Annotated in this window: 14 protein-coding genes; 1 reads left to right on the forward strand and 13 read right to left on the reverse strand. The window is 45.2% G+C overall.

Going from position 1 to position 23183, the window contains the following annotated elements:
- Positions 1–249 precede the first annotated feature (249 nt).
- The 9 genes from CJA_RS19345 to CJA_RS12110 all read right to left on the reverse strand — a co-directional run bounded on the left by CJA_RS19345 (position 250) and on the right by CJA_RS12110 (position 15341).
- Complete coding sequence (locus tag CJA_RS19345; protein ID WP_148208863.1) at positions 250–990, reverse strand: hypothetical protein; 741 nt, start codon at positions 988–990, stop codon at positions 250–252.
- A 54-nt stretch (positions 991–1044) separates the two neighbouring features.
- The gene (locus tag CJA_RS12075; protein WP_041551494.1) at positions 1045–1791 is read right to left on the reverse strand and encodes a hypothetical protein; all 747 of its coding nucleotides are present in this window, start codon (positions 1789–1791) and stop codon (positions 1045–1047) included.
- 608 nt (positions 1792–2399) lie between these two features.
- Positions 2400–3461 carry a hypothetical protein gene (locus tag CJA_RS12080; protein WP_012488101.1) on the reverse strand — a complete coding sequence of 354 codons (1062 nt, stop codon included), beginning with the start codon at positions 3459–3461 and terminating at the stop codon, positions 2400–2402.
- A gap of 20 nt (positions 3462–3481) precedes the next feature.
- On the reverse strand, positions 3482–5446 hold the full coding sequence (locus CJA_RS19545; RefSeq protein ID WP_187424734.1) for a hypothetical protein: 1965 nt from the start codon (positions 5444–5446) through the stop codon (positions 3482–3484).
- Positions 5447–5759: 313 nt separating this feature from the next.
- Positions 5760–6854 carry a hypothetical protein gene (locus tag CJA_RS12090; RefSeq protein WP_012488103.1) on the reverse strand — a complete coding sequence of 365 codons (1095 nt, stop codon included), beginning with the start codon at positions 6852–6854 and terminating at the stop codon, positions 5760–5762.
- A 17-nt stretch (positions 6855–6871) separates the two neighbouring features.
- Positions 6872–8827 carry a hypothetical protein gene (locus tag CJA_RS12095; protein ID WP_148208864.1) on the reverse strand — a complete coding sequence of 652 codons (1956 nt, stop codon included), beginning with the start codon at positions 8825–8827 and terminating at the stop codon, positions 6872–6874.
- 180 nt (positions 8828–9007) lie between these two features.
- Positions 9008–10060: a hypothetical protein gene (locus CJA_RS12100; protein ID WP_012488105.1), complete on the reverse strand. Its 1053-nt coding sequence runs from the start codon at positions 10058–10060 to the stop codon at positions 9008–9010.
- Positions 10061–10080: 20 nt separating this feature from the next.
- Positions 10081–14913 carry a hypothetical protein gene (locus CJA_RS12105; RefSeq protein ID WP_041551497.1) on the reverse strand — a complete coding sequence of 1611 codons (4833 nt, stop codon included), beginning with the start codon at positions 14911–14913 and terminating at the stop codon, positions 10081–10083.
- 170 nt (positions 14914–15083) lie between these two features.
- Positions 15084–15341, reverse strand: coding sequence for a SymE family type I addiction module toxin (locus tag CJA_RS12110; protein WP_012488107.1), 258 nt, complete (start codon positions 15339–15341; stop codon positions 15084–15086).
- A 263-nt stretch (positions 15342–15604) separates the two neighbouring features.
- On the opposite strand from CJA_RS12110, the gene CJA_RS12115 reads away from it, so the two are divergent.
- Complete coding sequence (locus tag CJA_RS12115; RefSeq protein ID WP_148208865.1) at positions 15605–16507, forward strand: integrase core domain-containing protein; 903 nt, start codon at positions 15605–15607, stop codon at positions 16505–16507.
- A 204-nt stretch (positions 16508–16711) separates the two neighbouring features.
- On the opposite strand, the gene CJA_RS12120 is transcribed toward CJA_RS12115, so the two are convergent.
- The 4 genes from CJA_RS12120 to CJA_RS12135 form a co-directional block, all read right to left on the reverse strand.
- The gene (locus CJA_RS12120) at positions 16712–17098 is read right to left on the reverse strand and encodes a hypothetical protein (protein ID WP_148208866.1); all 387 of its coding nucleotides are present in this window, start codon (positions 17096–17098) and stop codon (positions 16712–16714) included.
- A 108-nt stretch (positions 17099–17206) separates the two neighbouring features.
- Entirely contained in the window at positions 17207–18277 is a 1071-nt protein-coding gene (locus tag CJA_RS12125; protein WP_041551498.1) for a hypothetical protein, read from the reverse strand.
- A 9-nt stretch (positions 18278–18286) separates the two neighbouring features.
- Positions 18287–19297 carry a hypothetical protein gene (locus CJA_RS12130; RefSeq protein ID WP_012488112.1) on the reverse strand — a complete coding sequence of 337 codons (1011 nt, stop codon included), beginning with the start codon at positions 19295–19297 and terminating at the stop codon, positions 18287–18289.
- The gene (locus CJA_RS12135; RefSeq protein ID WP_193345321.1) at positions 19294–23097 is read right to left on the reverse strand and encodes a hypothetical protein; all 3804 of its coding nucleotides are present in this window, start codon (positions 23095–23097) and stop codon (positions 19294–19296) included. The genes CJA_RS12130 and CJA_RS12135 overlap by 4 nt, the downstream gene beginning before the upstream one ends.
- Between the last annotated feature and the right edge of the window lie 86 nt (positions 23098–23183).

A 23183-nucleotide genomic window follows, 5' to 3' on the forward strand; every position in this document is an offset into this window, starting at 1 on the left:
GCAGCAAAGCGACTTAGTGACAATAAGTATCGAAATAGGTATCTTTTTTATTAACAAGGAGGAAGAGGAAATATATCAGCATTATATATAAATAAAAACGACAGTCTCCTGTCATTTTGTCACAAAAATCAACATATAAACGGAGTAAATACCCGCTATTTCCTTGTCTTACAGGCCTATTACCCTCCCGATAGCGAACACCGGATGATGAGTGTCAACGAACTCACCTCAAATAACCAAACTACGCTACTACCATTCGGTAAGCGTCACGTTATTTGATTGGGTACCACTATGAGCATTAATTGCAGGACCAATACCACCAAAAGTGTTTATTCTTGCATTCTGATTAGCGGTTAATGCTGTATCCTGATTAACCGTCTCATCAAAACCTGCCGTATCTTGTATGCGAAGGTTTCGATAGGCTTTCGTGACGATGTTACCTGCCCCTGGTCGAGCCGCTACACCATTATTGTTCTCAATAGTACTCAAAATACGTGCATTGCTGTATGAGTTTGCCCCATAATTACTCACCGGAACGATGTGATCAATTTGCGGCTCGTTATTACTTGCATAATTTCGATCTAATAACTGTTGCCCACTGTGATCTGACTCCCCCCCTACAACAGGAGCAGGCAAAGGAACGGCTCCTGTTGCATTTGCCATATTATTTGCATATATGCCTGCGGCAATATTCATAGGGCCACCACCATAATGAAATCGTGTTGAACCGGTAAGAGTAGTTCTGGCCCTATAATTATTGGGAACATCCGGTTCTCGCCCTATATGAACCCGTTGTACCACAGGAGAGTTTTCCATTTTAGTTTGCATAGCACGCTGAACCAAAACCTGGGGGCTATCTTGCATAAGGCTCTGCTGCTGAACAACATTGGAAGCTCGATTATCAAAAAATTTCGAAAGTCCATTGTTATTGCTTTTGGCCTGCAATGTAATATTTGAAGAACTCATTTTTGCTAACGTAGAATAAGACATAAAAACCTCAACCAGCTGAATGTAAATTCAAAAATAAAATTTTATAAATTCCCATTATTCAGGCAACAAATGAAGGCTACTTTTAAATTCCCGCTTCCACAATCTATTTAAATGACTTTCGGCTTCCGCATCATTTATGACACCATAATTATTTATATCCACTAATTTTTCAGCAGATAAAAGCGTAGGGGTAATAATGTTCTCACCGGAAATGGTTTCCAAGATAGCCAACCCGGCATAAATTCCACTTTGTCCATATTTCGGTATGATTTGAACTACAGCAGGCTCATTTTTAAGATGAGAATTAACACCGATTAATATCAGCCGATTCTTAACGGGAAAACCATAATATTGATATTTCGCTGTTGTATTCACATTTAAGGGATATTGAATTGTTGCATGTAGATATCCAGGTAATTCAGCATTACCAAAATCAAAATCCCTGTAAATCCACTTTCCCACTCCATCTCTTGTTGTATATAGATAGCCAAAAAATCTTCTCCTAAATGGGATAAGTTCTTCTTCCTTAGACCGCCATGGAATGAGTAACAATTCATTTATCATCCTTAACACCCCTTCAAAAGGTGTTGGAGAAAAAACCAACGAGATAACTGAAGTCAGCCCGAAACCAATAATCACCCCACCAATAGGGGTCAACACTGTTTTTATAAATTGACTGTCCTCTAACAAAGCAGCTATTGATACAATCAGAATCCCCAAAATAAACATCAAAATCAAACTAAATATTTTTTTCTTTTTATCATCCAGTGAATATTCTACTGTTACATTTTCATTTTTCATGGTGTCCCTCATTAGATGTCGAATTCACGGAAAGAAAAAGCCAATCCCTACCCATAAGGAAAATATATCAATCAAAAGACATCAATAAAATTCATTATAAAATCAGGCTAGCCACAGAAATGGGGCATTTCAACTAAAAAATCTCTTGAGATATACACCTTAGCCTTCACCGGCACAAGTATCTCATCATTACTACGTATCAATGATCCTCTCCCAGCCCCTCCGGTAACAAGCGCTCCTCCTTGTCACACCACGTGGTATAGATTGTAATCTTTTCATCACTGCTCAAGCTCGCGCCGTCTGTACCAATCACATTATTGGCAGTCGTCTTGCCTTTATCCGGGCCGCATTACTGGTCGTCTTCCTCCAAGCTTATATTAACGCAACTGCTAATCTCTTCATCTTTCAAACCGCTGCAATCCAGTATTAACTGGCCTATGGGTGGACAAAAAGGCAGGACAGCCTTTTTGCACAGCGAAGCTGCCCGAAGGGCGAGGCACAGGGATGTGCCGAGTGAATCACGAAAAACTTCATTTTCTTTATACCTAAAAACAAAAACGGCAAGGGATTTTCATCACTTGCCGTTTTTATCAATCACTCAATATAAACTATTTCAACACATCAGGATCATTCAGCAATGGGTCGTGCATTTCGGGAATGAGCTGTCCGACCTGGCCTGGACATTCACTCTTGCTGGGATAGCCTTTTTGCCAAGTTAGATTCTTAGCTTCCAGCCAGCTCTTGACAGTATCTGATGCAGTAGATTGCTTTTGATATTCACCATTCACCAGTTTGTAGTGGATATAGGTATCACGAATCTTTTCAAAGCCTTTGACCGGGTCTTTCTTCAACCTCGACTGATAAAACTTTCGCCATACCAATATACCTTGCGTGTTTTCAGCTTCAAAACTACCCACATATATCTTTGCATATCCACGATAACCAATATCAGTAGTACCCAATTCTTCGTATAGCTTACGGGAACCATATTGCGGATCATTATCTTCATTCGTCAGCGCCAATCCGTTCTCAATCAACTCTGGCCAGTTTATCCAATCGGGATTATTGTACATAACTGCAAATATGGTCTTTTTCTTCTCTGGCGAGAAAATCACAAAGTCATTCATTAAAAATATAGCCAGGTCTGCTTTGCCATCTCCTGTCAGATCACCATAACGCAGTGAATTATGGTTAAAGCATCCATACAGGCCAAGCTCATCCTCATTGTATGCTGAACGGAACGGGATCAATATGCCGTGATCCTGAATTCGCTCTATGTACTCCGCCTCTATAAATTCTTGGGATCCCCAGCGACCTGTCCACCAAGGTGTCATACAATCCTCTGGCTCATCATCAACTGCGCAAGGACTGGCAGCTCCCAGTTTCCAACTACCGAGGTATTGTTTAGTAGACACATTCACCCCGTAAATATGATAGTTATCATAAAGGCGATACCAATTATTTCCTGCCCCCATATTGGTATATGCCAAACTTAATGAATCACTTAACCCATTATCTTTAACAACTTGCGATATAACTTGAGAAGCAACCTTTTCTTCGCTTGTCCTTTGCGTTTTACCAAAATCACTTGGCACTGCATTTACCAACTGAATTTCTTGGGAAAATACAAATGAAGAACTGAACATAAGTAATAATGCAAAATTTTTCATTTATTAAAACCTTAATTTCATTATGAACAGGCAATATTGCCAATACGAGATTTTATATCCCCGTTTTCATCAAGCGGAGCAGCATCAGTTCTAACTTGAGTCCAATTCTTACCATTTATCCACTCCCGTTCCCCATACGCAAAACACCAATCCTGACCAGCCTTCGGATTAGACTGCATTTTGATGGAACCATCAGGATTTTCCTCCGGCTGCCCACCTGCGTCCAATACCGGAATCTGATCCGGCTCCACACCACCTTTCCAAATATACTGGCGATAAGGTAAACCAAACTTATCCGTACTATTGCGCACATCGATACTGTATTCACAAGGCGCACAACTTCCCTTAGGCCGGTTTTTCAAAATAGTCGGCCAACTCTGGCTACCCGGTGAAGCGTTATACATCGCAATACCTTTTGCCAATAACTCGTATTTATCATCTGATGCAGACAATGATTTAAACGCCCCACACGTACTCCCAGTACAATTTTTATAACCCTTCGGCCCATTCGTGCCATGGGCTTTGGTCTGGCCACTGGTATTAAATACCAGATAAAAGGGGCCTGGGTGATTCAACCCTGTTGCATCCGCTGTTGTCGGCTTGGCTGAGGTATGAATGATAAATCCTTTCAGGTTGTCTAATGGATCAAAGTAGTTCAAACCGGCATTCTTATGCACTTTATACGGCTCCCGACTATAACGAAAATGAAACTGAACCTGGTTATAGCTCATACTACCCAACTCGTCTGCGCCACCCTCTGTCATCCTAAATCCTGTAAATGGACGACCACTTACGCTCCCCCAATGACTATCCGCTTCACGCGCTTTCCAAGCAACCAACAAATCTACCCGACTTTTTGCTGCCTTATCCAGGCCAGCCAATTCAAGAACAGTTTCATGAATCGCCTGCGTATAGGTAGCCGGGGCATCTGCATTAAAGCCATTTTGCCACAAGTCCGCTGCACTGCTGAGCCAGGTATCTGCATCAGGATGTTTTGCAATAAGAACCTTGGTGTTGTCGCCAGGATTTACATAATCCACCGCCAGTAGTGTCTGTGTATTACGGTATTTTGAATACACCTGATAGTATTCCCCCCAACGACCACCCAGGTCTTTTAAGGTCTGGTTATCGACTATACCGCTGGAGTCTTTACCTCCACTGCGACTGAATTTTCCTGCTTCCTTCGCAGAAATATGCCGCCCCTGGAACCGGCGTACCATTCCCTCCATTGCCACTTTACCCGCTGTGCAAGTATCCCATCCACCACTGTAAATATTCCTTATTTTCGCATCGGTGCCATCACAAGTTTGTGTATGACCTCTGTTTCCACCCCGATCAGAATTAATCCGATTGCCGGCCAATCCCGCATTTGAATTGGCCTGGTAATTTGAACCCTTTTGAGGACTAATCCCCAACTGCCACAACATCGCCTCCAACATAGCAACATCACTTCCCTTCATCGGCGCTTCCGTTCCTGTAGCCGGTTTGAGTTCACGAGTGTTAAATGTAAATGTCTGATCAAAATATTTCGTCAACTTCACCGGTGTCACTACACCACTGGAACCCGTCCCCTGCACGGGAATCGTATACTCAGCCTTCATCGTGGCAGCTACGCCCTTATCAGCCGTTTGTGTGCCTGCCCAATTGCTCCAGTCAGTTTCCTCCTCCTGACCATCCTTCACTGGCTCCCAATACACACTCCAGTCCCCGGTGGTATTCGGCAACTGTGGAATACTGAATTGGTGCTCATAGTCACTACCCGCTTCCTTCGTGATACACCCAACAGTATCCACTCCATAGCGATTGCAATAACGACCCTTGTATCCGATATTCCAGGTGACCTTCTTGACTTCCAACCCATCCAGGTTAGGCGGGATATAACGCAGGCGCAAACGCATCCCGCCCAGTGTCTTGATTTTGGGCTCCGGTTGCTGGGGGGCCGCATTCGGTGGCGTTACCGTTGGCTGTTCATCTTCCTTTGCCAACAGGGATAATATTTCTATATCGCTGCAAATCGCCGGGCCACTGGCGCCTGATCCACAGTGTATATCCGCCATATTGGGCAAGGCCCGTTTACTTTTCTCCTGCGTATTTCCCGGTACTTCGTAATACACATGCAACCCATTCCGCGTAAACACCCACAAAAAGGCAGGATAGCCTTTTTGCACAGCGAAGCTGCCCGAAGGGCGAGGCACAGGGATGTGCCGAGTGACTCCCACAACTCTCTATTCATTAAAAACAAAAACGGCAAGGGATTGCCATCACTTGCCGTTTTCTTTTTCAAGATAAGAATACCGCTTACTTCAATACATCCGGATCGTTCAGCAATGGATCGTGCATTTCGGGAATCAACTGTCCAACCTGGCCAGGACATTCGCTTTTGCTGGGATAGCCTTTTTGCCAAGTTAAGTTCTTGGCTTCCAACCAGCCTCTCACCACGCTTTGCTCTGTGCCTTGTTTTTGGTATTCACCGTTGACTAGTTTGTAGTGGACATAAGTGTCACTGATTTTCTCAAAACCTTTTACCGTATCCGCTAACAAATGAGACTTATACACCTTACGCCAGACTAAAATATCTTGTGACTGCGCCGATTCAAAATGCCCCACATACAACTTACCAAAACTCCGATAACCTTGCGACATGCTAAAGGGTGAATCTGTATCTGCACCACTTCTCGACCAATATTGGTAATAAGGTAACTCTTTAGGAGGCAATAAATGATCCATTGCACCATCTTCTGCAAAGATGGTTTCATGTTTTACTACATCGTTAAAGCCTAACTTGCTGGTAAAAATATTTTTATGCTTTTCTGGTGAAAAAATCAAAAAATCCAACGAGTAACCATTGAGCATAAACATCGCTAATTCCTTTTTACCATCACCTTCAATATCACCATAACGCAAGGGAACCCTACCCATACAACCCATTATGCTATCGTCAGTTTCCCGTCCTTGATCCCAGCCCATTTCGCCAAGAGCATATCGATCAATAATATCCTTTTCCAGAGTCTCATCTGGCCCCCAGCGACCTGTCCACCATGGGGTAAAACAATTTTCTGGGGCATCCTCGGCTTCACAGGGATCGGTAACACCCAGTTTCCAACTACCGAGGTATTGTTTGGCAGATACATTGACACTAAATATTTTCATATCGTCGTACAAACGATACCAGATTGATCCATCACCCAAATTTGTAGAGGCCATAGCAGCATACGGATCAACATCTGTGGATGCCAATATTTCCGACATTGCTATTGTCGCAGCTTTTTGCTCTGGTGTACGAGGCGAAACACCTCCATCACTTAAAACTGCACCAGTTAACACAATTTCGCCTGCTTTAAGTACATCGAAAGCAGCAAAAAAAATTATTACTCCAATTAAATATTTTCTCATTTGGAAACCCTATTAAATTATTGACAAGCAATATTTCCAGATGGCACTTGTGGTTTCCCATCAAGAGTAACACTGGCAGCCGCAGCTTTTACTTTCGACCAATCCTTACCACTCATCCACTCCTGCTCCCCATAAGCAAAACACCAATCCTGTCCAGCCTTCGGATTAGCTTGCATTTTGGTGGAACCATCCTCATTCGTCTCAGGACTTCCATCAGCACCTATCACCGGAATCTGATCCGGCTCCACGCCACCTTTCCAAATATAGGTCCTCGCCGGTGCACCAAAGCGCCTCAGTACTTGAATCGCATAAGTTCTATTGGAGTGAGCCCTACCCATCCTTGGCTTACCATTATCCAATCCGGGGTTAGTTGCTTTTAGCATATTTGCCCAGGTAGAACCCATTCCTGTACCACCGTTATAACTGCCAATCGCTTTGGCCAATAATTCATAAGCATCATCTACACGGTCTTTATCCATTGCGTAAAAGGTGTTTTCGCCAGCCAGTTTATAACCCTTCAAATCCACATTATTGGATTTTATAGTCGTCCAGCTACCACCGGTGGCAAACGCCCGCCTAAAACCACCACCGGAACCACATCCTATCGCCGTAGTAAACGCAACCATTCCCTTGATATTGTCATCCGGTTTATACATGTTGTAGCTCTTCAACTGGGGACAGAGATTCTGAAATGCCTGTACCCCATAACGGTATGCGTATTTAATCTGGTTATACCCAAGACTCGCAAATTCATCACCACCACCTTCAAACACCCGATAATGGGTTGCCGGGAACCCCTGTCCCCAAAATTTATTAGCAGACTCCTGGCGAATCCAGGCATCCAGCAAATCACCACGGGTACCTGTCGCATTGTTATTAACAGCAGCCAACATCGCATTATGTTTAGTATCTGTATAGGTTGATACAATCCCCGCATCCGTCACCCCATCCCAAATACTCACGGCTTCGTTTGACCAAGCCAGCTCAGGCGCTGCAATAACCGGCTTACTCTTATGGCTGACATAGGCCGAATAAAACTCTTTCCAGATTTTTTCCAGCATGACCAAAGTAGCTTGATCAACTACACCATTCGTTGATGAAGTCCTGCCTGCGTAATTATCAGTACACGACTCTTCATTCTTATCACAAGTTGCTGTATTCCTCCCTTGAAAACGACGTACCATAGCTTCCAGAGCAACTTTGCCATTCGCACATCCTACCCATCCACCACTGTAAATATTGCGCACTTTTGCATCAGAACCATCACAGTTTTCCGTCATCCCTGCTGCTCCACGACTTGAATGAATACGATTGCCTTCAGAACCTGCATTGGACTTTGTCTGATTACCACTTCCCCGTTGCGGACTAACCCCAAATCCCCATAACATCGCCTCCAATATCTGCACATCACTCCCTTTCATCGGTTCCGATGGTGCGGCTAGCGGTTTCAGTTCACGGGTTTTGATGTAAAAATCCTGCTCATAGGTTTTGGTAACCCGTTTCTCTTGCTGGGAACCCGCCTCAATCACTGGTAAGGTATATTCCGCTTTTACATAAGCCATAACACCATCATCATCTGCCCAGTTACTCCAATCTGGCTTTCCATCCTCATTGCGCGGTTCCCAATAAACACTCCAATCAACTTGCGGGCTTTTTTGCTCAAACTCTATATCAGGCTCTCGCTCATTCTGACTGGGGCAATGGTCTGACCCTATTCCGTAATCCAGACAATAAGCACCTTTTTTATTAATCTTCCAAGTGACCTTGGTCACCTCAATACCTTGTAGTGCCGGAGGGTTATAACGATAGCGCAAACGTATGCCACCCAATGTTTTTACTGACGGTGTTATGCCTTCGGCCTCTTCACCAATTGATTTACCGGTTTCGCCAGGTTCAAGAAGACTTAATATCTCAATATCATTCTCTACTTTGTTATCACGGGTTTCTGTATTACCCGGAATACTGTAATACACATGCAACCCATTCCGCGTAAACACCCACAAAAAGGCAGGACAGCCTTTTTGCACAGCGAAGCTGCCCGAAGGGCGAGGCACAGGGATGTGCTGAGTGACTCCCACAACTCTCTATACACCCAAAACAAAAACGGCGAGGGTTTTCACCACTCGCCATTTTTATCAATCACTCAATATAAACTACTTCAACACATCAGGATCATTCAACAATGGATCATGCATTTCGGGAATGAGCTGTCCGACCTGGCCTGGACACTCACTCTTGCTGGGATAGCCTTTTTGCCAAGTTAGATTCTTAGCTTCCAGCCAGTCCTTGACAACATTCGATGCAGTGGCTTGCCTTCGGTATTCACCGTTGACCAGTTGGTAATGAACATACAAATTGCCCAAAGTTTTAAACCCTTCCACTGAATCCTCTACCAATCTGGACTCATACAATTTCCTCCAGAGCAGAATATCCTTGGCATTTTCACTGGAAAAGTTCCCAACGTAGATTTTTCCAAGTGAACGCCAAGCAGGAAATAGCCCTCCTTTCCCAATCCTTAATGCGTCATAAGTGCTGCCAGCCAAATACTGGGGGTCTTTTGGTTGATCATGCTCTATACCTTCTGCTTCAACCTCATCCAAAGGCCATTCATCATCTTGATAATAGTGCATACTGAAAGTCACTTTTTTAAGCCCCGCAGAAAAAATTATCAAATTTTTTCCCAGCATGAGCACCAGTTCAGGCTGTCCATTTATATCACCATAACGTAGGGGAGCATTCTCAAAACAACCGATGGTATTTTTTTCGGCTTCACCAAAAATAGTATAAGCTGGTGTTCGTGTTTGAATAATGGAAAATGGATCAGATGGTTTGGAAAACTCCACACCCTGATCTACTGCCATCACTTCAGCCGCTGCCAAGTATTCACCTGATAAAATCAAATGATCTTTATACGGATCCAGTTTCCAACCACCTAAATATTGTTTAACCTCTGCATTTGCAGCATAGATTTTTTTTCCCTCTGACAACATATACCAAACCGACCCCAATCCTAAATTGGTAATCGCAATTGATGAGTTTACATCAATATTTTGTGACTCAAGAACATCTGAGACTTTTATAAGTTCTTTTCTCTGAGACTCGCTTATCCCAGCCAATTGACCATCAGTCAAAATAGCGTTTGATAGTTCAACTGCCCCAATACACTGAACCGAAAACAATAAAATGACTGCTATATAATTTCTCATTTAATTTTACCAATAAGTTTTTAATTACAATTAACTCTTCCCACAGGATTTTGGGGCTTCCCAAGATTAGTGAAATAACTAGCATCCGATTTTACTTTCGACCATTGTTTTCCACTCATCCACTCTTGCTCCCCATAACCAAAACACCAGTCCTGACCAGCTTTCGGATTAGCTTGCATTCTTATAGCCCCATGCTCATCAGTTTCAGGATTTCCATCTGCACCCAACACAGGAATCTCATCAGGCTCAACTCCACCCTTCCAAACATAAGTACGATACGACAAATTTAACTTATCGCTATCATGCATAATAGACATGGCGTAACGCATTGATTCTGTATTCGCAAATAACTTTTTCTCATCGCCACTTCTGTCTTTATAAGCTATGGCCTTCACATTAATAAAATCCTGCGACTGCGGTGAATGACGATCAAGCAACATATTGATCCATGATTTATTTGCTCCACCGCTAAATATCCCTGCTCCCTGATTATAACCACCAAGCCCCTTAGCCAATCGTTCATAATCATCATCTGAGTGATTTGTACCCGAAACAGCATTACTGACAGAACCGGCTTTAATCCGCTTCAGTGGGTTTGCCGTAGGCCAAGTATAAGTTCCTTGATAACTTGTACTGCCTGCAGCCGCAAATGCACGATAAAAACTACCACCACCACTACCACCATTTGCAATAGAACGTCTGTCATAAACGGCCATCCACGCAGCCTTGGCTATGATATTAAAACGTGCGTCATAATGATTCACGGCACTCGAACCATCTGCTCTATAAGCCGTAACTTCTCTCGCCGCTTTTTTATCACCATCTTCAGCGCTAGCGCCATAATTATAAGTATTCAGCAACTGATTAAAGCCTTTACTACCTCGCTCATCTGCACCACCTACAATAGTTCTATAGTCCCTCTGTTGCCGACTCGATACTTCCATTTGCGCCATCGCCTTTAAAATATCACTACGGGAAAAACTACTGCCTGTTAATGTTTGAATATTGCTATGCCTTGCAGCAGAGTAAGTGGCATCAATATTAGGAAATGAAATCCCGTTGGGATAATTAACTACCCCGTCCCAAACGGATTCAGCGAGGGTGATTGTGGCTGCATCAAGATTTGAATAGAGTACAGTTGCATTTCTCCAATAAGAATGGGCTTGCGCATAATGGCGCCAATGCAATCCAAGTTCTGCTATGGGATCATTATTGTTCTGTTTTGCCATATCCATTTTTTGTGTTGGATTAGCTATAGGACCAAAGCTGATGTAATTAAAACGCCCCACCATTTGCCCAACAGAAGGATTTGACGTCTTATACTCACTACGTGCCACATCCGTTGACAGACGAACACCACCGATTCCTGGCTTTGTGCTTGGTGACATGCCGATATTCCACAATATCGCCTCCAACATAGCAACATCACTACCCTTCATCGGCTCTTCCGTTCCCGTAGCCGGCTTCAGCTCGCGGGTGCTCAGCGTAAACGTCCGATCAAAATACTTGGTAACCCTTATCGGCGTCACTACACCACTGATGCCCGTCCCAGCAACCGGAATGGTATATTCCGCCTTTAAGCTTGAACCCACCCCAGTATCCGTCGTTTGCGTTCCAGCCCAATTGCTCCAGTCTGTCTCTTCTTCCTGGCCATCTTTCACTGGCTCCCAATACACACTCCAATCACCAGTCTCATTGGGTAAGGGCGGCACCGTTGGCTGTGTTTGTTCATAAGTATCGTTGGCTTCCTTTGTTACGCAAGCCACGGCATCAACACCGTAGCGATTACAATAACGCCCTTTGTAACCCATATTCCAGGTTACCTTGGTTACCTGCAATCCATCCAGATTCGGGGGAATATAACGAAAACGCAAACGCATACCTCCCAGGGTACGCACTTTCGTTTCAGGTGCAGCCATCGGGGGTGTGACTTCCTGATACCCTTCATCTTCCGGGGCCAGTAAGGACAGTATTTCAATATCACTACACGTCGTTGCACTGCAATTCACATCCGATATTTTTGGCAAAGCCCGTTTACTTTTCTCCTGCGTATTTCCCGGTACTTCGTAATACACATGCAACCCATTCCGCGTAAACACCCACTCCCACAACGTATTCGCCGCATCATGATTAAGGTATAAACGTATCGACAACAAATCCGTCGGATCCAGATAATCTATATGCGACAGATTATCAAAACGGATCTCCCTGTTCTTCCCAATCGTCGCCTTCACCTCACTCGCACCCAAGCCAAATACCCACTCCTGCTCGCCCTCCAAGGGGGTAAGCCGGTTCAGATTATTCGCAATCAGGGAATAGAACACCGTAATCAGATCATCATTACTGCGTATCGTGGGAATGCGACCCTCGCCTTCCTGTTCTACCAACAACTCCTGCTCATTCTTGTTGCCCGACTCGTCGGTATACTCACGAATAATGCTCTCCACTTCCAACGATAACTGGCTGAACTGGTATTCCGGACGAAGATACCAACTGTATGCCGCACGTGGCTTGATCGGCTCGCTATCCAGTTGTTCCGCATCGTAAGCGCGCTTTAACTGGTTCCAGGCACTCCAGCTTTTCCAATCCTCCGATTCATCGTTAAACGGTACCAGAAACGGCGTGGCATGTTTGGGACGGGTATCCAAGGGCGGGGGGGCACCGGGGTTAACATCAAAGCTGGGCTTCTCATGTTTTGATGTACCGACCACATGCACATAGAAATGATCTTCTGTTGTCAGGTTATCCTTCACCCGCAGCACTTCAGTGTGCGTACCTGGCTTGATGCCAAACTCACTCAACTTGCTATGCGAGACCGCATCCAGTTTGTTTTCTGCAGTGACCTTGGCCAAACGCGCTGTCAGGCCATACTGCAAACCATTATCCTCTCCCAGCCCCTCCGGTAATGGACGTCCCTCTTCGTCATACCACGCGGTATAGACTGTGATCTTTTCATCACTGCTCAGACTCGCACCTTCTGTACCAATCACATTATTGGCAGATGTCTTGCCTTTATCCAGGCCATACTCCTGCTTATGGTCTCGCTCTGCCCAAATCTTGAGATTGGGGGGTTGCAGGAAGGTGTCCTCCAGCTTGACATTCAGCATACCCATTATGTTTTTACTCGCATCCATCAACTGGACCCGCTGGGTTCCCATATAACCCGTCGCCCGGTTGATAACCACCAGCCTCACCCACTCTCCCGATTTGGGATGATCGGCTTCACGCTTGCGCAACGGCTCTGCCAAACGGTATTCCTCCGCCCAATCCGCCCAATTCTTGTGTCGGTTAATCGCACCAATATTCAAGTCATAATCTGCAGGGCCGCGCAGCATCAGGCGATAATAAAAATATTTATCATCCTCCCCCAAACCGATATCAACGCGACTGCTGATCTCTTCATCTTTCAAACCACTGCGCTCCAGTATTAACTGGCCTGTAGATTCGCGAAAAACCAAGATATCGGTATTTTTCAAATCCTCTTTGCTAATACTTTTTAATAACCCATTAGGCGCTGGATCAGCGGCCCTGTCCGATAGGCGAACAGCATTCGGCTGCCCTTGTACTTTTGGCAAGGAACTGAAATAAACCCCCTGATACTGACCATTCGCTTTGGCCACAAATACCTTCTTTATACTGCCATCGGGTTGTGGCTGATCCTCTATGTCTCCCACTTCAGACGTGTCATATTTACCATCACCATCAAAATCGTAAAACGTCTGGGCAGTCCTATCTGTTGCGGCAGCAGTCACATGGTATTCTGTGGTATTACCAACACTAATGGCTGAACCATCCGGGTTACGTAAGAATATTCGCCCTGATAGAAACATAACATCAACCTTAAGGTCGACGTTATAAAAATACGTGGATAAGGAGCCAGCTAAACCTGACGCATTGACATAAGCCGTAAGTCCTAAAAAACCACCAACCGGTAGTGGATCGTAGCAAAACGTCGAATCCTGGCGCCTCAGGTAATAAGGAAGCAGCGGTGCACCATAGGGACTGAAGTTGGCATAATACAGTTCAGCCCAGACATCTGTTGTATAATTAACCCCACCTGGGCAAATAGGCAGGTGAAAACGCATAATATATTTGCCTTGGCTATCCGTTAAGGCAAGGCTCCCTGGAAACACCTCTGGATTAATATAAACTTTTACGTGTTTGACCGGGCCAAAAATATGGTCATCATGTTTACGTATTCCGCTATAAAACTCCTGGGGCTCATTAGCGTCACCAAAAAAACCCACTCTAGGCGCAATATTATTCTCGGTACTATGAACAACCTGCCCTTTGTCATTCAGCAACAAGGTGCCTTTTTCCGGGATAGCGGGAACATCCTGCGATAAATCGACACTAAATGACAGTAATACCAAAGGTTCCCATGCCCCTTTGTGCCCAGAGGGAACAATACGATGACTCTGCCCCCGAACCAATACACTTTTTACATAGGATTTCAGTGGTGGCTTGATGATCGTAGTCTTTCCATCCGCTGCTTTGTATTCCGTCTGCGTAAACTCTTCGACAGGCACTATCTCGGCATCCATGGCCAGGTCATGTTTACGACTCTCCTTGTAAATATCGTATCGCGCTTTCTCCATGCGATACTCCTGTGCTGAAATGATACTGAGATCCTTGAACTCCCCGCTCCAGCTAACAACACTGACTTCTTCACCATCCTCGTTATATTCCACCAAGATCGGTTTTCCCTGGCTGTCCAGTACCATCGCACGGGCCATCACGGCACCGTGTTTCAGTGCCTCCCCAGTAACAGCGGCCATACTCCACAATAGAAGTATCGGTACAAAGGAAATACGTACAGCACGCAGTAATATCGCTAAAAAATCAAATGCCATCGGACTCAATATCCCTATTAATTCTGTTTTTGTATTTTGCATCAAGCGGCACAGCAACGGCTGTGATAGCGAATAGTGAGAATGCAAAAACGGCCCGGTACACAAGGTGTGTACATTATCGCACCTTGTATGGCACACAGGCCGCTCATGAGCCGACACTATAACTCAGCTTACCCGCCAGATGAAGCTGACAGGATGATGTGGCCGGGGTTGACGGTGACGTGCAGTTCTGTACCAATCGGCAGGTTAGCCTGCTCCAGCCAATAACCTTTGAGCAGGATAAACGGCACAAACCGTGGGCAGGATTTTTGGCGGAAGGTCGGGCTGTGGAACTGATAGTCGTAATAACCTTCGCGGACTTTGAGCTGGCGGTGGTAGGGAAACTTTGCAGTCGAGCGGGGCTCTGGCTTATCATTGCGCTTAGCCATAATGGACTCCGTGTAAGTCTGTTGTGGTTAGCTGCCTCTGGGTGTTCGAGCACTCAGGGGTAGCGCCTTTGTGTAAAGGGTTTTGAATGTAAAAACGGTTGCTTGGGGCTCCTGTGTTTGGGTTGCAAGCAGCCATAATGAAACACCAGAAGGCTGTATAAATCAACAGTTTTCTGGTGTTTTTTTATACGCGGGATTTGACAAATTTTCATGCCAGACAGTGCCCCATCACTCAAAACGACGATCTATCCCGATCCAACATCATGGTTACCATAGCGCTCTTATTGTTCATATTGCTCAATGCCATTAGTCGGTTTATTCATCTTCGACAACAAAGGCACTTCTTTAAAAGTAAACCCCAAAATAACACGACAGAACACATTCCCACAGGAAAACAACGTAAACCTGACTGGGTAAAACAAGAAATCATCAGATTAAAGGCATTTATGATTCACGATGGCGGTCGAAAGATTGCCGATACGTTTAACCGGCTTTATGCCGATAAACGGCAAATGACCGTAGGCAAAACCTTCGTTTACAACACGATTCAAAAACATCGTTACGACATTAGGGTATTGCGCAAAAAAATAAAGAACAAAAAGCCGCGCACCTTACCCAGGAATTTTGTATGGTCAATGGATTTAACCCGGATAACTGACAACCAACATCAACCCCACAACGTATTCGGCATTATCGATTCCGGAACACGGGCTTGCCTTTATCTGGATAAAGTACAGACAAAAGCATCCATCACGTTATTACGCTGCCTGCTGGATACGATAGAAAACCTTGGAAAACCCAGAGCTATCCGCACAGACAATGAAGCAGTATTTACATCACGCCTGTTTCGTTTCGGGCTATGGATTTTGAATATCAAACACCAAAGAACTGAAGTTTGCTGCCCATGGATGAACGGAAAGATTGAACGATTTTTTGGGACACTGAAGAGAAAGTTACAGCACTACACTATCCACTCCGCAGAAACCGTAGCCAATGACCTGGCCGTCTACAGATTTTGGTACAACCACATACGGACGCACCAGTATTTAAACGGAAGAACACCCGCAGAAGCTTGGGGCAAGCAGACACTAAATCTCAACAATCAACCTATTGGATTTTCTGCATGGGATAGTGCATTAACCGGATATTATCTACCACCTTCATAGCAACAGGATATTTGCTGACACTACAGCTCTGCACACGGAAATTTCATGTCCGGGGTTTTTCACATCCAGAACACAGAAATAGAAAGATTTTTCCCCCGCCACCCTTCAGCGGCAGAGAAAAAATCAGAAATAACGAAAAATTGTTAAAGAGCAAAGCTAGATTTTTAGATAAATCCAGCAAAAAACAGGCTTGAAATTAACCACCTAATGTACCGCGGACATTCGGACAGTACACCGATTTTTATTGCAATCCTGCAAAATCGGGCTTGAAATTGACCACTTAACGTACTGCGGACATTCGGACAGGACATCGGCTTCGCGCTTGCGCAACGGCTCTGCAAGACGGTATTCCTCCGCCCAATCCGCCCAATTCTTGTGTCGGTTAATCGCACCAATATTCAAGTCATAATCTGCAGGGCCGCGCAGCATCAGGCGATAATAGAAATATTTATCATCCTCCCCCAAACCGATATCAACGCGACTGCTGATTTCTTCATCTTTCAAGCCACTGCGCTCCAGTATTAACTGGCCTGTAGACAAAAAGGCAGGACAGCCTTTTTGCACAGCGAAGCTGCCCGAAGGGCGAGGCACAGGGATGTGCCGAGTGAATCACGAAAAACTTCATTTTCTCAATACTTAAAAACAAAAACGGCAAGGGATTTTCATCACTTGCCGCTTCTGTCTTATCAAACTGAAATCTTACTTCAACACATCAGGATCATTCAACAATGGATCATGCATTTCGGGAATGAGCTGTCCGACCTGGCCTGGACATTCACTCTTGCTGGGATAGCCTTTTTGCCAAGTTAGATTCTTAGCTTCCAGCCAGCCCTTGCCAGTATCTGATGCAGTAGATTGCTTTTGATATTCACCATTCACCAGTTTGTAGTGGATATAGGTATCACGAATCTTTTCAAAGCCTTTGACCGGGTCTTTCTTCAACCTCGACTGATAAAACTTTCGCCATACCAATATATCTTGCGTGTTTTCAGCTTCAAAACTACCCACATATATCTTTGCATATCCACGATAACCAATATCAGTAGTACCCAATTCTTCGTATAGCTTACGGGAACCATATTGCGGATCATTATCTTCATTCGTCAGCGCCAATCCGTTCTCAATCAACTCTGGCCAGCTTATCCAATCGGGATTATTGTACATAACTGCAAATATGGTCTTTTTCTTCTCTGGCGAGAAAATCACAAAGTCATTCATTAAAAATATAGCCAGGTCTGCTTTGCCATCTCCTGTCAGATCACCATAACGCAGTGAATTATGGTTAAAGCATCCATACAGGCCAAGCTCATCCTCATTGTATGCTGAACGGAACGGGATCAATATGCCGTGATCCTGAATTCGCTCTATGTACTCCGCCTCTATAAATTCTTGGGATCCCCAGCGACCTGTCCACCAAGGTGTCATACAATCCTCTGGCTCATCATCAACTGCACAAGGACTGACAGCACCTAGATTCCAACCGCCAAGATATTTTTCATTTTTTATATCAGCACTATATACTCTGTTTTTTTTGTCAGATATGTACCAATTATCTCCATCACCTAAATTAGTCCATCCCAAACAACTGCTGATCCTTTCAACCCCATTTGAGTACAAAACCTTAAACATTTCACCTCCCGCTTGAAGTTGTTCCTTAGTCTTTGTAGCAGGATTACCATCACATTTTAGTGCATCACTTAATTGAATACTTGCATTGGCAACAGACGAGAAAAGCACTACAACAATCATAAAATTTAGTTTCATTTTCATTTCATCCGGTTACTGACAATTAACTCTACCAATCGGGGTTTTATAATTACCAACAGCATCTGTACTTTCAGCATCGTTTTTAACATCTTCCCAAATCTTACTACTCATCCACTCCCGTTCCCCATACGCAAAACACCAGTCCTGACCAGCCTTCGGATTAGACTGCATTTTTATAGACCCATTCTCATCTGTTTCAGGATTTCCATCACTACCTAACACTGGAATCTGATCCGGCTCCACACCACCTTTCCAAATATACTGGCGATAAGGTAAACCAAACTTATCCGTACTATTGCGCACATCGATACTGTATTCACAAGGCGCACAACTTCCCTTAGGCCGGTTTTTCAAAATAGTCGGCCAACTCTGGCTACCCGGTGAAGCGTTATACATCGCAATACCTTTTGCCAATAGCTCGTATTTATCATCCGACGCCGATAATGATTTAAACGCCCCACACGTACTCCCAGTACAATTTTTATAACCCTTCGGCCCATTCGTACCATGCACTTTAGTCTGGCCACTGGTATTAAATGCTAGATAAAAAGGGCCTGGGTGATTCAACCCTGTTGCATCCGCTGTTGTCGGCTTGGCTGAGGTATGAATGATAAATCCTTTCAGGTTGTCTAATGGATCAAAGTAGTTCAAACCGGCATTCTTATGCACTTTATACGGCTCCCGACTATAACGAAAATGAAACTGAACCTGGTTATAGCTCATACTACCCAACTCGTCTGCGCCACCCTCTGTCATCCTAAATCCTGTAAATGGACGACCACTTACGCTCCCCCAATGACTATCCGCTTCACGCGCTTTCCAAGCAACCAACAAATCTACCCGACTTTTTGCTGCCTTATCCAGGCCAGCCAATTCAAGAACAGTTTCATGAATCGCCTGCGTATAGGTGGCTGGTGCATCTGCATTAAAGCCATTTTGCCACAAGTCCGCTGCACTGCTGAGCCAGGTATCTGCATCAGGATGTTTTGCAATAAGAACCTTGGTGTTGTCGCCAGGATTCACATAATCCACCGCCAGTAGTGTCTGTGTATTACGGTATTTTGATACACCTGATAGTATTCCCCCCAACGACCACCCAGGTCTTTTAAGGTCTGGTTATCGACTATACCGCTGGAGTCTTTACCGCCACTGCGACTGAATTTTCCTGCTTCCTTCGCAGAAATATGCCGCCCCTGGAACCGGCGTACCATTCCCTCCATTGCCACTTTACCCGCTGCGCAAGTGTTCCATCCACCACTGTAAATATCCCTTACTTTCGCATCGGTACCATCACAATTTTCAGTAAATCCTCTCGGATTACCTTTTTTATCGTTACCACGATTAGAGTAAATTCTATTACCAGACAAACCCGCATTCGAATTAGCTTGGTAGTCTGAGCCTTTTTGAGGGCTAATCCCCAACTGCCACAACATCGCCTCCAACATAGCAACATCACTTCCCTTCATCGGCTCTTCCGTTCCTGTAGCCGGTTTGAGTTCACGAGTGTTAAATGTAAATGTCTGATCAAAATATTTCGTCAACTTCACCGGTGTCACTACACCACTGGAACCCGTCCCCTGCACGGGAATCGTATACTCAGCCTTCATCGTGGCTGCGACACCCTTATCAGTCGTTTGCGTACCCGCCCAGTTACTCCAGTCGGTTTCCTCCTCCGAACCATCCTTCACCGGCTCCCAATACACACTCCAGTCACCTGTTGTATTCGGCAACTGCGGAATGCCGAATTGGTGCTCATAGTCACTACCCGCTTCCTTCGTGATACACCCAACAGTATCCACTCCATAGCGATTGCAATAACGACCCTTGTATCCGATATTCCAGGTGACCTTCTTGACTTCCAACCCATCCAGGTTAGGCGGGATATAACGCAGGCGCAAACGCATCCCGCCCAGTGTCTTGATTTTGGGCTCCGGTTGCTGGGGGGCCGCATTCGGTGGCGTTACCGTTGGCTGTTCATCTTCCTTTGCCAACAGGGATAATATTTCTATATCGCTGCAAATCGCCGGGCCACTGGCTCCTGATCCACAGTGTATATCCGCCATATTGGGCAAAGCCCGTTTACTTTTCTCCTGCGTATTTCCCGGTACTTCGTAATACACATGCAACCCATTCCGCGTAAACACCCACTCCCACAACGTATTCGCCGCATCATGATTAAGGTACAAACGTATCGACAACAAATCCGTAGGATCCAGATAATCTATATGCGACAGATTATCAAAACGTATTTCACCACCTTTTCCAATCGTCGCCTTAACCTCACTTGCCCCCAAGCCAAATACCCACTCCTGCTCGCCCTCCAAGGGAGTAAGCCGGTTCAGGTTATTCGCAATCAGGGAATAGAACACCGTAATCAGATCATCATTACTGCGTATCGTTGGAATACGTCCTTCGCCTTCCTGTTCTACCAACAGCTCCTGCTCATTCTTGTTGCCCGACTCGTCGGTATACTCACGAATAATGCTCTCCACTTCCAACGATAACTGGCTGAACTGGTATTCCGGACGAAGATACCAACTGTATGCCGCACGTGGCTTGATCGGCTCGCTATCCAGTTGTTCCGCATCGTAAGCGCGCTTTAACTGGTTCCAGGCACTCCAGCTTTTCCAATCCTCCGATTCATCGTTAAACGGTACCAGAAACGGCGTGGCATGTTTGGGACGGGTATCCAAGGGCGGGGGGGCACCGGGGTTAACATCAAAGCTGGGCTTCTCATGTTTTGATGTACCGACCACATGCACATAGAAATGATCTTCTGTTGTCAGGTTATCCTTCACCCGCAGCACTTCAGTGTGCGTACCTGGCTTGATGCCAAACTCACTCAACTTGCTATGCGAGACCGCATCCAGTTTGTTTTCTGCAGTGACCTTGGCCAAACGCGCTGTCAGGCCATACTGCAAACCATTATCCTCTCCCAGCCCCTCCGGTAATGGACGTCCCTCTTCGTCATACCACGCGGTATAGACTGTGATCTTTTCATCACTGCTCAGACTCGCACCTTCTGTACCAATCACATTATTGGCAGATGTCTTGCCTTTATCCAGGCCATACTCCTGCTTATGGTCTCGCTCTGCCCAAATCTTGAGATTGGGGGGTTGCAGGAAGGTGTCCTCCAGCTTGACATTCAGCATACCCATTATGTTTTTACTCGCATCCATCAACTGGACCCGCTGGGTTCCCATATAACCCGTCGCCCGGTTGATAACCACCAGCCTCACCCACTCTCCCGATTTGGGATGATCGGCTTCACGCTTGCGCAACGGCTCTGCCAAACGGTATTCCTCCGCCCAATCCGCCCAATTCTTGTGTCGGTTAATCGCACCAATATTCAAGTCATAATCTGCAGGGCCGCGCAGCATCAGGCGATAATAAAAATATTTATCATCCTCCCCCAAACCGATATCAACGCGACTGCTGATCTCTTCATCTTTCAAACCACTGCGCTCCAGTATTAACTGGCCTGTAGATTCGCGAAAAACCAAGATATCGGTATTTTTCAAATCCTCTTTGCTAATACTTTTTAATAACCCATTAGGCGCTGGATCAGCGGCCCTGTCCGATAGGCGAACAGCATTCGGCTGCCCTTGTACTTTTGGCAAGGAACTGAAATAAACCCCCTGATACTGACCATTCGCTTTGGCCACAAATACCTTCTTTATACTGCCATCGGGTTGTGGCTGATCCTCTATGTCTCCCACTTCAGACGTGTCATATTTACCATCACCATCAAAATCGTAAAACGTCTGGGCAGTCCTATCTGTTGCGGCAGCAGTCACATGGTATTCTGTGGTATTACCAACACCAATGGCTGAACCATCCGGGTTACGTAAGAATATTCGCCCTGATAGAAACATAACATCAACCTTAAGGTCGACGTTATAAAAATACGTGGACAAGGAGGCAGCCATCGCAGAAGCATTGACATAAGCCGCAAGCCCTAAAAAACCACCAACAGGTAATGGATCGTAACAATATGTCCAATCTTGGCGTCGCAAATAATAGGGAATCAGCGGTGCACCATAAGGGCTGAAATTGGCGTAATGCAGTTCGGCCCAGACATCTGTTGTATAGTCAAATCCTCCCGGGCAATAGGGGAGATAAAAACGCATACTGTATTTGCCTTGACTGTCTGTTAATGCCAGACTGCCTGGAAATACCTCTGGGCTGATATATACCTTTACGTGCTTAACTGGCCCGAAAATTTCATCATCATATTTACGTATTCCGCTATAAAACTCCTGAGACTCATTAGGATCACCAAAAAAGCCAACACGGGGAGCAATATTATTCTCTGTACGATGAATAACCTGTCCTTTGTCATTCAGCAACAAGGTGCCTTTTTCCGGGATAGCAGGAACATCCTGCGATAAATCGATACTAAATGACAGTAACACCAAAGGTTCCCATGCCCCTTTGTGCCCAGAGGGAACAATACGATTACTCTGCCCCCGAACCAATACACTTTTTACATAGGATTTCAGTTGTGGTTTGATAATAGTGGTCTTTCCATCCGCCGCTTTGTATTCCGTCTGCTTAAATTCATCGACAGGCACTATCTCGGCATCCATGGCCAGGTCATGTTTACGGCTCTCCCTATAAATATCGTATCGCGCTTTCTCCATACGATACTCGTGCACAGAAATGATACTGAGATCCTTGAACTCCCCGCTCCAGTTAACAACACTGAGCTCTTCACCATTCTCGTTATATTCCACCAGGATCGGTTTTCCCTGGCTGTCCAGCACCATAGCACGTGCCATCACTGCACCATGCTTAAATGCTTCGCCCGCAACTGCAGTCATATCCCACAATAAAAGTACCGGCACAAGAAAAACGCCCACAACTCGAGGTAATACCGTTAAAAAATTCAATGCCATCGGACTCAATA

The sequence above is a fragment of the Cellvibrio japonicus Ueda107 genome (assembly GCF_000019225.1).
Lineage (GTDB): Bacteria > Pseudomonadota > Gammaproteobacteria > Pseudomonadales > Cellvibrionaceae > Cellvibrio > Cellvibrio japonicus.